The 12740-nt window shown below is 35.7% G+C and carries 15 protein-coding genes; 9 read left to right on the forward strand and 6 right to left on the reverse strand.

Features of this window, described 5'->3' with window-relative positions:
• Positions 1 to 19: 19 nt before the first annotated feature.
• Together NAT51_RS03420 and NAT51_RS03425 are read right to left on the reverse strand one after the other, a co-directional pair.
• Positions 20 to 253, reverse strand: a complete 234-nt coding sequence (locus NAT51_RS03420; RefSeq protein ID WP_250595213.1) for a hypothetical protein — start codon at positions 251 to 253, stop codon at positions 20 to 22.
• Between the two features lie 126 nt (positions 254 to 379).
• Complete coding sequence (locus NAT51_RS03425) at positions 380 to 1555, reverse strand: THUMP domain-containing class I SAM-dependent RNA methyltransferase (RefSeq protein WP_250595222.1); 1176 nt, start codon at positions 1553 to 1555, stop codon at positions 380 to 382.
• A 95-nt stretch (positions 1556 to 1650) separates the two neighbouring features.
• On the opposite strand from NAT51_RS03425, the gene NAT51_RS03430 reads away from it, so the two are divergent.
• The 9 genes from NAT51_RS03430 to NAT51_RS03470 all read left to right on the forward strand — a co-directional run bounded on the left by NAT51_RS03430 (position 1651) and on the right by NAT51_RS03470 (position 8242).
• On the forward strand, positions 1651 to 2394 hold the full coding sequence (locus NAT51_RS03430; RefSeq protein ID WP_250595224.1) for a class I SAM-dependent methyltransferase: 744 nt from the start codon (positions 1651 to 1653) through the stop codon (positions 2392 to 2394).
• Between the two features lie 89 nt (positions 2395 to 2483).
• Positions 2484 to 3164, forward strand: coding sequence for a ZIP family metal transporter (locus NAT51_RS03435; protein WP_250595226.1), 681 nt, complete (start codon positions 2484 to 2486; stop codon positions 3162 to 3164).
• Between the two features lie 4 nt (positions 3165 to 3168).
• Complete coding sequence (locus NAT51_RS03440) at positions 3169 to 3681, forward strand: hypothetical protein (RefSeq protein WP_250595228.1); 513 nt, start codon at positions 3169 to 3171, stop codon at positions 3679 to 3681.
• Between the two features lie 43 nt (positions 3682 to 3724).
• Positions 3725 to 4537, forward strand: a complete 813-nt coding sequence (gene murQ, locus NAT51_RS03445) for an N-acetylmuramic acid 6-phosphate etherase (RefSeq protein WP_250595243.1) — start codon at positions 3725 to 3727, stop codon at positions 4535 to 4537.
• 366 nt (positions 4538 to 4903) lie between these two features.
• Complete coding sequence (locus NAT51_RS03450) at positions 4904 to 5131, forward strand: DUF6095 family protein (RefSeq protein WP_250595245.1); 228 nt, start codon at positions 4904 to 4906, stop codon at positions 5129 to 5131.
• Positions 5118 to 5693 (forward strand): DUF1572 family protein, encoded by a 576-nt coding sequence (locus tag NAT51_RS03455; RefSeq protein ID WP_250595247.1) that lies wholly within the window; start codon positions 5118 to 5120, stop codon positions 5691 to 5693. Before NAT51_RS03450 ends, NAT51_RS03455 begins: the two co-directional genes overlap by 14 nt.
• Positions 5694 to 5996: 303 nt before the next feature.
• The gene (locus NAT51_RS03460) at positions 5997 to 6365 is read left to right on the forward strand and encodes a DNA topoisomerase IV (RefSeq protein WP_250595249.1); all 369 of its coding nucleotides are present in this window, start codon (positions 5997 to 5999) and stop codon (positions 6363 to 6365) included.
• Between the two features lie 54 nt (positions 6366 to 6419).
• Positions 6420 to 7274, forward strand: coding sequence for a TerC family protein (locus NAT51_RS03465; protein WP_250595251.1), 855 nt, complete (start codon positions 6420 to 6422; stop codon positions 7272 to 7274).
• Positions 7275 to 7375: 101 nt separating this feature from the next.
• A complete protein-coding gene (locus NAT51_RS03470) occupies positions 7376 to 8242 on the forward strand; it encodes a tetratricopeptide repeat protein (RefSeq protein WP_250595253.1) in 867 nt (288 codons plus the stop codon).
• A gap of 31 nt (positions 8243 to 8273) precedes the next feature.
• Here the strand turns inward: NAT51_RS03470 and NAT51_RS03475 are convergent, their stop codons facing one another.
• From NAT51_RS03475 to NAT51_RS03490, 4 genes are all read right to left on the reverse strand, one after another.
• Positions 8274 to 10493 carry a multicopper oxidase family protein gene (locus NAT51_RS03475; protein WP_250595255.1) on the reverse strand — a complete coding sequence of 740 codons (2220 nt, stop codon included), beginning with the start codon at positions 10491 to 10493 and terminating at the stop codon, positions 8274 to 8276.
• Positions 10494 to 10501: 8 nt separating this feature from the next.
• The gene (locus NAT51_RS03480) at positions 10502 to 11224 is read right to left on the reverse strand and encodes a heavy-metal-associated domain-containing protein (RefSeq protein WP_250595263.1); all 723 of its coding nucleotides are present in this window, start codon (positions 11222 to 11224) and stop codon (positions 10502 to 10504) included.
• Between the two features lie 91 nt (positions 11225 to 11315).
• Complete coding sequence (locus NAT51_RS03485) at positions 11316 to 11876, reverse strand: helix-turn-helix domain-containing protein (protein ID WP_250595265.1); 561 nt, start codon at positions 11874 to 11876, stop codon at positions 11316 to 11318.
• A complete protein-coding gene (locus NAT51_RS03490) occupies positions 11876 to 12736 on the reverse strand; it encodes a DUF3347 domain-containing protein (protein WP_250595268.1) in 861 nt (286 codons plus the stop codon). Before NAT51_RS03490 ends, NAT51_RS03485 begins: the two co-directional genes overlap by 1 nt.
• Between the last annotated feature and the right edge of the window lie 4 nt (positions 12737 to 12740).

Here is a 12740-nt window from a genome sequence, read left to right on the forward strand (position 1 = left end):
ATAATAAAAGAAAAATCTTTTACTTAATCTCCTTAACTCCTTTGGTAAAAATCCATTTCATGAATAGCTTTTCTCCTTCCCTTGTTTTTACGGTTTGGAATTTAGGTGCCAAAATAGTTCCCACCACAAAAGCAGTCAACGGAATCCACCAACCTTCTAAATTGGTATAAGCAGCAACTGCATAACGAGCAGCAAAAAAGAATACGGCAAAACCGGCGAAATTATAAATGAAAGCTTTTGTTTGTTTACTCATGACTTTTACTTTTTGAACGTCACTTCGGGTGATTTTTTAAAATCTTCATTAAAATAACCCGAACTGATGTGTATTATCTCCTATTAGAGTTTAATTCTTCTTATTTAGTTTTTGGAATTTCAAATTTTATTCTTCTGATTTGGAATTTGAATCCTGAAACTTGGTTCGTTTACTACCAGCGTACATTTCATACTTCACCAAACGCGCTTCCAATTTACCGTTGAACAATTTAATCTTACGGGAAGGTTTCAAACCTACATACTTCAACGCTTCAAGATTAGCGGTAATAAACCAAGCATTGGTATTCGGGTAACTTTGCTTTAAAGTATCTCCTATCTCTCTGTAAAATCTTTCCAGATGGATATCCAAACGCTCACCATACGGCGGGTTGAATACCATGTGCAACGGACCTTGATTTTCTTTTTCGGTATCAAAGAAGTTACGTTCACTAATCTTCACATATTCATCCAGATTTGCATTGCGGATGTTGTCTTTGGCTTTCATCACGGCACTCGGCGCTTTATCATATCCGGTAATCGTATAATGAAACTCTTTAACTTTCTTCATCAGTGAATCCATGATCTGGTCAAACAAATCATTGTCCCAGTCGTTCCACTTTTCAAAGGCAAACTCTTTACGGTTGATATTCGGCGGAATGTTGCACGCAATCATCGCTGCTTCAGCCAGAATGGTTCCGGAACCACACATCGGATCAATAAAATCACAACTTCCGTCCCAACCGGATAACAACAACATACCAGCTGCTAATACTTCATTAATAGGTGCAATGTTCGTAGCGGTCTTATAACCTCTCTGGTGTAATGAATTACCCGAAGAATCCAACGAAACCGAACACTGGTCACGGTCAATATGTACATTGATCTTTACATCAGGATAGTCTTTATCAATACTTGGACGGGAACCAAACTTATCCTTAAATTGATCCACAATGGCATCTTTACACTTCTGAGCAACAAACTGGGAATGCTTGAAATTATCGGAATGTACCGTTGTATCAATCACAAATGTCTGGTTCGAATTCATGTATTTCGACCAGTCAATTCCCTGTATTCCTTTGTATAAACTAGCTTCATTAAAAGCCCTGAAATTATAAATCGGCTTCAAAATCTTCAAAGCAGTGCGCAATCCTAAATTGGCTTTGTACATAAAGCCTTTGTCTCCCACAAAACTAACCATACGGGTACCAATCTCTACGTTTTGGGCGCCCATCTGGTGCAATTCTTTTGCTAATATTTCTTCAAAGCCAAATAAAGTCTTGGCTATCATCTTAAAGTTTTCCATAAACGCTGCCTTTCCTGCTAATAATTACCTAATTCCAATTTCAAATTGAAACAGGTTCGCAAAATTACTGTAAATTTGCATGTAAATACGAATAAATGTCAGAAAACAATTCTTCACAAGCAACCAACTGGTTCGAAACCTGGTTCGACTCGCCTTATTACCATATCTTATACAAAGACCGTGACGATACCGAAGCGCAATTGTTCATGGATAACCTGACACATTACCTGAACTTACCGGAAGAAGCTAAAATATTGGATCTGGCCTGTGGCAAAGGACGCCATGCTATTTACCTGAACCAATTGGGTTATGATGTAACCGGTGTCGATTTAGCCGAAAACAGTATCAAGGAAGCTTCAAAAGCCAGTAATGATACCTTACGTTTCAGGGTACATGACATGCGCGTACAAACGGAAGAAAAATACGATGCGGTTTTTAACCTGTTTACCAGCTTCGGATATTTTGAAAATGAAGAAGACAATTTCAAAACATTATTGGCCATCAAAAACAGCTTAACCGAATATGGTTTTGCAGTAATCGATTTCATGAATGCCAATTATGTTATCGATAATTTGGTTCCGGAAGAAGTGAAAAACGTTGATGGCATCGATTTCCATATCAAGCGTTATGTCGCAGACGGCCACATCCACAAAGAAATCAATTTTGAAACTCAAGGTCAAAAGTTCCATTTCACCGAAAAAGTAAGAGCCTTAACATTACAGGATTTCGAGCAAATGATGGAAAAAGCCGATATTTATCTGTTGGATATTTTCGGGGATTACAAACTCCGCAAGTTCTACAAAAACGATTCGGAAAGACTGATCATGATTTTTAAATAACAAATTGATAATTGATAATTGATAATTGATAATTGATAATTAACAACTTATAATTCATAATTCATAATTCATAATTCATAATTCATTTTATGATCTATATAATTCCTTTTTTATCAGTAGTATTCGGGTATCTGATTGCTACTTTTTTCCAACCCAAAAGCAAAAAGAAGTTAAAGCTGTTATTGGCTTTCAGCGGATCGTTCCTTTTGGCTTTAACCGTTTCACATTTATTACCGGAAATATATGACGACCATATGAGACGGGGTAGAATTGCTCCCAGTGCTTTCATTATGATCGGAATTTTGTTCCAGATCATACTCGAATATTTCTCACAAGGCGCCGAACACGGTCACGTACACGGCCACGACAAAATGAACCACATCCCTTGGGCATTGTTCATCAGTTTGTGTTTACATGCCTTACTGGAAGGAATGCCGGTAAGTCAGCACCACCATCTGGCTTGGGGAATTTCGGTACACCACTTCCCTATCGCCATCATTTTGACTACATTCTTAGTGCAATCCCATTTAAATAAAATCTCACGTTTAATCTTTATGATGGCTTTTGCCTTGATGACACCGCTGGGAACTTTCATTTCAACCGATTCAAATTTCTTATTGCAATTCCAAACCGAAATCACGGCTTTTGTCATTGGTATCTTATTCCACATCTCATCGACCATCATCTTTGAAAGCAGCGAAGGACACAAATTCAACATAGCTAAACTAACAGCTATTGTTTTAGGAATTGTGTTAGCGTATTTTATGTAATTTTATGAGATATCTATATATAATACTATTAGGCATGCTTTGTCTTTGCTTTGACTCATGCGTAATTGCAACGCATAAAACTATTGATCACAGCATAGCCTTCAATAAAAACTCAACATTTGCATTGGCTGAAGACCAAGACGATAAAATTGGGACAGTTAGAACATTAAAGACTTTATTAATAAATTCAGGGTTAAATTATGCATCTCTTCAAAATGCCCAAAATGCTGTAAAGAATAGAACTCCTCTCAAAGAAAGTGACATCAATAAAGACATTGAAAAAGCATTTAACATTAAAGATATCAATTCAATTTATTCAATTGCATTGAGTTACCATTATTTTAAAAACCTGGAAGGCTATTCATATAAATATTTTTACTATACTATTTATGATTTAAACTCTGGAAAAAAAATACTTTGGGGGAGCATAAATCATTCTGGCATGGATGATAATTATTTAACTATTTTAAAAGCACTGACTAAAAAAATAAAAAGTAAAATACCTTCGGATAAATAAATTTTTCCTTCATAAATTAGCTAATCACTTTATCAATTTTAAAATGGCATTTACAAGAACTACCGAGCAATCTTCAAAATATGAGCATTTAGAACAAATGCCACTTCATGATTTACTGACGAACATCAACAACGAAGATAAAACCGTTCCGTTAGCTGTTGAAAAAGCCTTACCACAAATTGAAACACTGGTGACAAAAGTGGTGGAACAGATGAAAAAAGGCGGCCGTTTATTTTACATCGGTGCCGGAACTTCAGGACGTTTAGGAATTGTTGATGCTTCCGAATGTCCACCCACTTTCGGTGTGCCTTTCGATTTAGTCATCGGAATCATCGCCGGTGGTGATACTGCCATCCGTAAAGCTGTTGAATTCGCTGAAGATGACAAAGAACAGGCCTGGAAAGACCTTCAGGAATGGAGCATCAATGAAAATGATGTTGTCATCGGTATTGCTGCTTCCGGAACAACTCCGTATGTAATTGGCGGATTGGAAAAATGCAACGAAAACAATATTGCAACAGGCTGCATTACCTGTAACGAGGGAAGCCCGCTTTCCCAAACTGCAAAATTTTCTATCGAAGTGGTTGTTGGCCCTGAATTCGTAACCGGTAGCAGCCGCATGAAAGCAGGAACGGCACAAAAACTGGTCTTAAACATGATTTCAACGGCAACCATGATCCAATTGGGACGCGTAAAAGGCAACAAAATGGTCGATATGCAACTCAGTAACGTGAAACTGATTGACCGTGGCGTACGCATGATCATGGGGGAAATTCCGGTAACCTACGAAGAAGCCGAAAAACTCCTGAAAGAACATGGAAGCGTGAGAAAAGCGGTTGAGAGTTATAAATTATGAGTTATAAATTATGAGTTATGAGTTATGAGTTATGAGTTATAACCTTTTAGATATTAATTATAACCTTTTAGATACTAATTATAACCTTTTAGATACTAATTATAACCTTTTAGATATTAATTATAACCTTTTAGATATTAATTATAACCTTTTAGATATTAATTATAACCTTTTAGATACTAATTATAATCTTTTAGATATTAATTATAACCTTTTAGATACTAATTATAATCTTTTAGATATTAATTATAACCTTTTAGATACTAATTATAACCTTTTAGATATTAATTATAAGTGATTAGTATTAACAAAATATCTTTTAATCTTTTAATCTGACAATCGGATAATCTAATAATCTAAAAAAAAATGTCCACTAATAAAGAAATACTATACAAAGGCATAAAACTATTAGGATATGCACTACCGTTACTATTCATTGGTCCTTCTGTTATTCATATGTCGTTTAAAAACCAGAATCATTGGTTATACATTCCGGTGTTAGGTTTGGGTATTATTTTGTGTTTACTGTCAATATTTCTTATATTTAAAGGAATTAAAACCATAATGAGAAGTCTTTTTGATGGAAACCAATAGTATATTCTTAGAAAGTGCCAAACGTTTGTTTTTATATTACAAAACACTGGCAGAAAAAGCAATCGGACAGTTAGAAGAGGATCAACTTTTCTTTGCTGCCAATGAAGATACCAATTCAATAGCCATAATCGTTCAGCATTTAGCCGGAAACATGTTATCCCGCTGGACCGATTTCCTCACCACCGACGGGGAAAAAGATTGGCGCAACCGCGACGGTGAATTTGAAGAAAATTACAAAACCAAGTCCGAATTAATGGCTTTCTGGGCCAAAGGCTGGGATTGCCTTTTTGATGCAGTCAATTCGCTGCAACCGGCACAACTTTCGGAAATTGTATACATCAGAAAAGAAGGCCACACCGTGATGGATGCCATTAACAGACAACTGGCGCATTATCCGTATCACGTGGGACAGATAGTTTTTTATGCCAAAATGCTTAAAAAATCAGAATGGGAAAGTTTATCAATCCCAAAAAACAAATCAAACGATTACAATGCCGATAAATTTTCCAAAGAAAAAAGCATACGGAATTTCACGGATGATGAATTGAATAAATTGAAATAAAAATATGTATGGTTTTTATCATTATACCGGAGGATTCCTATGGTGGATTTTCATTAAATTTTGCCGTACAAAACTTGTTGATGAACAGGCAGAATCTAACAAACTGAGAAATTCTTTATTTATATTTTTTATCAACTTAACGATAGCATTGTCTATTGTTTATATTTTAAACACTTAAAAACCCATAGCCCTGATAGTAGTGGAAATCCTTTTTCTCGTCAGTTCGAGTATTCGCGTTAGCGAATGTATCGAGAACAAGGGAAAAAGATTGAAACGTATAGCAGGATTTAGCTCCAAAAAAAAATGAACAAAATAATAGTATTACTTTCTTTAACATTAGTGTCTTGCTACGAACAGCAAAGCAACTGCAAGGATTTCAAAAGCGGCAAATTTGAATTTGTCCAGGAAATAGACGGAAAAAAAATGACTTCGGTTTTTGAACGCAACGATTCACTTCAAATCGAAACTTTTGACGGTAAAACCGATACGGCCAGTGTCCGTTGGGTAAACGACTGTGAATATATCTTACAAAAACTGCATCCGAGAAATATGCAGGAAAAAAAAGCCATCAACATTAAAATACTGACAACCAATAAGAACCAGTATAATTTTGAATATTCATTCGTTGGCGAAGCAAAAAAACAAAAAGGTACTGTAACAAAAATCGAATAATAGCGTATAAATAGGAAATTTGTAACTTTTTTAACCCAAAATTCATAACTCCAAATGGAAATATTAATGAACCCTGATGCATGGATTGCATTATTGACCTTAACTTTTTTAGAAATCATTTTAGGTATCGATAACATCGTATTCCTTTCTATTGTATCCGGAAAATTAAGAGCCGAAGACCAGCCAAAAGCAAGAAGAATCGGACTTTTACTGGCAATGGCATTCAGAATCATACTTTTATTCGGTATTACATGGGTAATGAGTTTGCAAAATTCATTCTTTGATTTCGACTGGGGATTTGTATCAGGAGGAATTTCAGGACAGAGTTTAATTGTATTTGGAGGTGGTTTGTTCTTGCTTTACAAATCGGTTTCTGAAATCCACCACAAATTAGAAGGTGAAGAAGAAGCAACATCAGGAAAAGCAAGTAATTCATTACCGTCTGCTATCATCCAGATCGCTTTATTGAACATCGTATTCTCGTTTGACAGTATCTTAACGGCTGTTGGATTAGTGAGTTCGGCTGAACCGCCAACAGGTTTTGGTCCTGCAGGAGCTTTGGAAATCATGGTGGGTGCAATCATCATTTCAATTATAATCATGTTGATTTTTGCCGGTCCGGTTTCTAAATTCGTTAACGAGCATCCTACAATCCAAATCTTAGGTTTATCATTCCTTATTTTAATTGGTGTAATGTTATTGGCTGAAGGATCGCACTTAGCTGATTTGAAATTCTTTGGTGGTACTGAAGTACACAGCATCCCGAAAGGTTATTTGTATTTTGCAATTTTCTTCTCATTATTCGTGGAATTCCTGAACTTAAGAATGAAGAAAAAAGGTACTCCGGTACAATTGCACAACAACAAAATTGTTGATGAGAAATTAACAGATGACGATTTAACCAATTAATTAGTATGAAAGCAGCCTGGCTAAAAATATTCGTTCTGTGTTGTACATTCAGTACTTACGCTCAAGAGGAACCAAAAATAGAGTTAAACAAAGAAAGCTTCATGAAAAAATTGTCTGATGAAGCCTGTAAATGTATTGATTCTGTTGATGTTGACAATGTTATCAAAGATTCTATTTCTTCAGGAATAAATCGTTGCATTGACAAACAGGTAATGGCATATCAGCTGCTTACACAACTTATTAACACGAATGCTTTAGGAACTAAAGACGAAAAAAAAGACGTCAATATTGTCATAAACACTAACCCTGATTCTGACGATTATAAAAAGCATTATTATGAAATGGAAAGTTATCTGATGGAAAACTGTGAGGCAATTAAACGAAAAATTGCTACTAACGATGTTTACCGTGAAAAATCTGTTTCAAATGACCCGGAAGCTTTAAAATATTATAATCTGGCTTTAAAAGAAGATAAAAACGGAAATCTCCAAAAAGCAGTTGAATATTATAAAAAAGCAATTGTTTTTGACCCTGAATTTGTTTTTGCGTATGACAATCTTGGTATTACTTACCGTAAGCTGAAGGAATATGACAAAGCAATAGATGCTTATGAAAAGTCATTAAAAATAGATCCAAACGGTCTTACACCATTACAAAACATAGCTATCGTTTACCAGCATAAAAAGGAATATAAAAAAGCCATAAAGGCGTATGAACGTTTAGCGAAACTTGATGCAAAAAATCCGGAAGTGTTTTATGGTATAGGTCAAGTTTACGCAATCATCAGTGATTTTGAAAAATCCCTCGATAATTTATGTCAGGCATACAACATATACATCGATCAAAATTCTCCTTACAGAAGTGACGCTGAAAAATTGATTCAGATTGTTTATAATGAGATGAAAAAAGAAGGAAAAGAAAAAGCTTTCAAACAAATACTTGAAAAACATAAAATCCGAATGGAATAAAAAAAGCCCTGAAATTTCAGGGCTTTTTTATTTAATAATTCAATGTCAATCCGATTCCCAATCCCATATCACTTTCATAATGCGATGATAGTGCAGAATACCGGTTAACAATGTATTTCAAACCTGCCATATATTCTTTATCGGTATTAACCATAAAAGCCATCCGCAATCTTTTAGACAATGGGATATCTTCGCGCATCAGTTGGAAACGGAGATTTCCATCGGTGTAAACTTCTCCCTGTAAAGTAACTAACATAGGCAGAACATAACTGGCTCCTGCACTCAGCACCGCTCTTTTGTTTTTAGTATTGGACTGCCCGAAGATATTCTTTTCAACTGCATCATGTCCCATTTTCCGGTAGCGCCAGTCAAAACCTATAAAAGGCATAAACCATTGCATCTTCCCGATGTATCTTCCGATATGGGTTTCGGTTTCATACCCATGCATGTCATTATATCCCAGACGCCACTCGGTGCTTATACTCCAACGTGTATTTTGCAACATAAACATACCGTCGTTTCCATTGGTTGCAAAATCATTCTCGGCCATGAAATGAAACTCACGGTCATCAGCTTTCAGCATCCGAAAAGCCTTTTCAGGATTGGGCAATTCCGGATTTGGTTTTTGGTTTTCATAGGAAAAGATTCGTCCCATACCGCTCATCATATGGTATAAAATGTGGCAATGGAAAAACCAATCCCCTTCTTCATTGGCTAAAAATTCAATCGTATCAGTTTCCATCGGCATGATATCAACAACATTTTTAAGTGGTGCATAATCTCCCTGACCATTGATCAAACGGAAATCATGCCCGTGCAAATGCATCGGATGGCGCATCATCGATCCGTTATAAAGTGTAATGCGTAATACTTCTCCTTTTTTGACCAAGATTTTATCCGTTTCCGAAATCACTTTGTTATCCAGACTCCAAACATAACGGCTCATATTACCGGTAAGTTCAAACCGTAATTCTTTAACCGGTGCATTGGAAGGCAAAACTGTTTTAGTGGGCGACTTCAGCATCGCATAATTAAGTGTTACGATATCAGATAATTTATTCGCATTGTACTGATGTTCTGAATGCTCATTCTCCTGATTCAGTTTTTCTTTTTTACTTCCGGTGATTTCAGGATACATGACCACATTCATATCCATTTGGTTCAGGCTCATGTTCATCCCCATATCATTCAGTTCGCCGTTCATTTTCATCATATCATTCATCATTTTCATTCCTTCAAAATACTTTAATTTAGGAAGTGGTGATACTAATTGCTTTATACCGTTTCCTAAAAAAAGTGATGCCGATTGTGTTCTGTCTTCAGGCGTAGCCAAAAACTCATAAGCTGTTACATTTGCGGGAATTTCAACCACAACATCATACGTTTCAGATACAGCGATAAGCAAACGGCTGACTTCTACCGGTTCGACATCGTTTCCGTCATTGGCCACGACAGTAATTTTTCCTCCTGCATATGTCAGCCAGAAGTTACTGGATGCACCACCGTTTGATATCCGTAACCGTACCTTCTCACCATCTTTAATATTCTGAATTTGATTTTCGGATTTACCGTTTACAAAGAATTTTTCATAGTACACATCGCTCACATCCATCGCCAGCATCCGTTTCCATTCATTTGTGATTTTTGTTTTAAAATGCCCTTCACGGATTGCTTCCACATAACTTTGTGTGCTACCTTTTTTAATGGCAAACCAATCGGAGGCATTATGCAGCATTCTATGTACATTTTCGGGATCAATATTCGTCCATTCACTTAAAATGATGGGATAGGTTGGCAAATCATCAATTCCTTTTCGGAAAGTTGGATCATCATTCCGTTTTTTAAAAATCATGGAACCATACATCCCGATTTGTTCCTGCAGACCTGAATGACTGTGATACCAATGGGTTCCGTTTTGTTTTATAGGGAACCGGTAAACATAAGTGCTGTGCGGTTTTATAGGCATTTGGGTCAAGTAAGGTACACCGTCTTCTTTATTCGGTAAAAAAACACCGTGCCAATGCATCGCAGTTTCTTCATCCAATTCGTTATGTATATAAATTTCCGCGATATCGCCTTCGGTAAAAGTCAATGTTGGCATTGGAATCTGACCATTGACAGCGATGGCTCTTTTTTCTTTTCCGGCATAATTTACAATCGTATCCCGGACGTATAAATCATAGCGGACGACCTTCTGTGCAAAAGCCATCGATATGAAAAGTAATAGTATACTGTTTATTAAAAATTTCATCTTATACGTTATAATAATTGAAGAAGTATATAAGCACTCATGGTGATCATCAATGCATCTTCAATAATGGTTATCGTGCTCATGGGCAAGTTAAAAACGGCTCCCAAACAAGCACACTGTATTCTTTTTTTATTCAAAACCGATTGCAAAACACCAATGATACTGACAGACATAACCACAAAAGTGACCAGATTAGTAACCATCGGATTGAAATCAATCAGAAAAGCAATTCCCAAACCGAGTTCTATAAAAGCATATATATAAGCCCAAGCCGGTAACTTGCGTGCAATCACATCATACATGACATAAGTTTCGGTGAAACCTTTTAAATTCAATAGCTTAAAAAAAGAGAAAACCAAAAAGAAACCTGCCATGAAATGACGCATCCATTCCATAAAATGAAAAGAACCGGATTCCCTTTGAATCAATAAAGTCACAGCAGTAATAAATCCGAAAATCAGTAAAACAGGTTTATAGCTTTCAAACCAGGATTTAGTTTGTTCCATTACTTCATTATGCTCTTTTGCTAAAATTTTATATTTACTGTCTTTTTCAGTCAATACTTTTTGCAAGACACTCAGCAGGACATGTTTATCCATTGAAATTACTACCGAATTTGTTTCTTTTGAAACTTCTACATTAGTAATATCGGCCACAGAAAATAAAGCTGTTTTAACTTTAGATTCGCAACTTGAACATGTCATTCCGGTTATTTGATATTCGTGTGTCATCGTTTAAATTTTTTAAGTGATTTAATAATGACAAAGTTCAGAGCATTCTATATGGGATCTGTTACACTATTCCGGGTTGGATTTGTAATTTTTATAGGTCTTCGATTTGTTTGCGCTTTTTCTCTTTCAGTTGTTTGAAATAAGTGGGTGTAAAACCGGTTACTTTCTTAAATTGGTTACTCAGATACGCCACACTGCTGTAATTGAGTTGATAGGCTATTTCGCTTAAATTCAATTCATCGTAAACCAGAAGTTCTTTCACTTTTTCTACGCGCTGCAGAATATAGTATTTCTCAACAGTAACACCTTCAACTTCCGAAAACAGATTGCTCACATAATTATAATCAAGAGATAATTTTTCACTGATAAAATCTGAAAGATTGGTTTTTATACTTTCCTGGCTATGGTGGACTAATTCAATAATAACCGTTTTAACCTGTTCGATTAACCGGCTTTTTTTATCATCAATCACTTCAAACCCGAATTCCTCCAGTTGTTTTACTACTAATTCCTTTTGGCTATCATCCAAAGAGTCAATTATTTCAGCTTCGCCCAATTCAACTGAAAGGACGTTAAGCCCGAGTTTTTCCAACTCGGACTTAACAACCAATTTGCAACGGCTGCAAACCATATTTTTGATGTAAATTTTCATTATTTAAGCGTTTCCACCGTTTTTCCACACGTCAACATCATCGAACCATAATACGGATTCTTAACTGCATTTTCCTTGCTCAGCCAATTAGCTCCTTTACCGTCGTTAGCCATCGGACAAAATTGATAATATATAGGTTCACTTAATTTTCCGGTTTTCATCAGGGCGTAAATATTTTTGGAAAGTGTGATGAAATGATCTCTTTGATGTTTTATATCTTTAGTATCAGCAATATGTGCAGCATCTTCATTTAAATCAGTATTTACTTTCATCCAAACCATATGCACTTCATTGTCCAATAATTCCATTTTAACCTGACTAAGAGCAGTAGAAAGTTCTTTTGAGATTCCTGAAGCTTTATTGCCATCAGAATTGACCAAGGCGTCTTTTAACTGAAAATAGTTTTGAAAAACATTTGCCAATTGATTTTTTTCTTGTTTAACCTCTTTGCTATCACTATGATTATCGTGGTTATGTGCTGTTTCTTCTGCAGTTGTTTTAACTACTTCCTGTTTAAATTGACGCTTATATTGGCAACATTCAGGTAAATCTTTATAGGCATCTTCCGGAGCCAAAAAAAGAGGACTGTCATAACCTGCCAAAGCGATTCTTTTTAAAATTTCCTCTTTATTGGTCTTCGTTTCATCATAACTGATTGCTGCAACTTTTGTGTCTTTGTCCCAATCAACCGAGGCAATTTTCTTCAAATTTCCTGCCTTTTCGATGGTTTCTTCACACATTTCACAGTTTCCACTGATTTTTACGGTTTCTTTTTTTGCATTTTTGATTTGGGCTTCACACGAAACAGAAAATACTGCAATGCTCAGCAATAAAACTATATTTTGAATTGATTTTTTCATATGT

The organism is Flavobacterium amniphilum, assembly GCF_023634845.1.
In the GTDB taxonomy this organism is placed as follows: domain Bacteria; phylum Bacteroidota; class Bacteroidia; order Flavobacteriales; family Flavobacteriaceae; genus Flavobacterium; species Flavobacterium amniphilum.

Excerpts from the sequence above, each read along its gene's own strand:
- NAT51_RS03420 (WP_250595213.1), bottom strand. The coding sequence starts at position 253 with ATGAGTAAACAAACAAAAGCTTTCATTTATAATTTCGCCGGTTTTGCC.
- NAT51_RS03425 (WP_250595222.1), bottom strand. The coding sequence starts at position 1,555 with ATGGAAAACTTTAAGATGATAGCCAAGACTTTATTTGGCTTTGAAGAA.
- NAT51_RS03430 (WP_250595224.1), top strand. The coding sequence starts at position 1,651 with ATGTCAGAAAACAATTCTTCACAAGCAACCAACTGGTTCGAAACCTGG.
- NAT51_RS03435 (WP_250595226.1), top strand. The coding sequence starts at position 2,484 with ATGATCTATATAATTCCTTTTTTATCAGTAGTATTCGGGTATCTGATT.
- NAT51_RS03440 (WP_250595228.1), top strand. The coding sequence starts at position 3,169 with ATGAGATATCTATATATAATACTATTAGGCATGCTTTGTCTTTGCTTT.
- murQ (WP_250595243.1), top strand. The coding sequence starts at position 3,725 with ATGGCATTTACAAGAACTACCGAGCAATCTTCAAAATATGAGCATTTA.
- NAT51_RS03450 (WP_250595245.1), top strand. The coding sequence starts at position 4,904 with ATGTCCACTAATAAAGAAATACTATACAAAGGCATAAAACTATTAGGA.
- NAT51_RS03455 (WP_250595247.1), top strand. The coding sequence starts at position 5,118 with ATGGAAACCAATAGTATATTCTTAGAAAGTGCCAAACGTTTGTTTTTA.
- NAT51_RS03460 (WP_250595249.1), top strand. The coding sequence starts at position 5,997 with ATGAACAAAATAATAGTATTACTTTCTTTAACATTAGTGTCTTGCTAC.
- NAT51_RS03465 (WP_250595251.1), top strand. The coding sequence starts at position 6,420 with ATGGAAATATTAATGAACCCTGATGCATGGATTGCATTATTGACCTTA.
- NAT51_RS03470 (WP_250595253.1), top strand. The coding sequence starts at position 7,376 with ATGAAAAAATTGTCTGATGAAGCCTGTAAATGTATTGATTCTGTTGAT.
- NAT51_RS03475 (WP_250595255.1), bottom strand. The coding sequence starts at position 10,493 with ATGAAATTTTTAATAAACAGTATACTATTACTTTTCATATCGATGGCT.
- NAT51_RS03480 (WP_250595263.1), bottom strand. The coding sequence starts at position 11,224 with ATGACACACGAATATCAAATAACCGGAATGACATGTTCAAGTTGCGAA.
- NAT51_RS03485 (WP_250595265.1), bottom strand. The coding sequence starts at position 11,876 with ATGAAAATTTACATCAAAAATATGGTTTGCAGCCGTTGCAAATTGGTT.
- NAT51_RS03490 (WP_250595268.1), bottom strand. The coding sequence starts at position 12,736 with ATGAAAAAATCAATTCAAAATATAGTTTTATTGCTGAGCATTGCAGTA.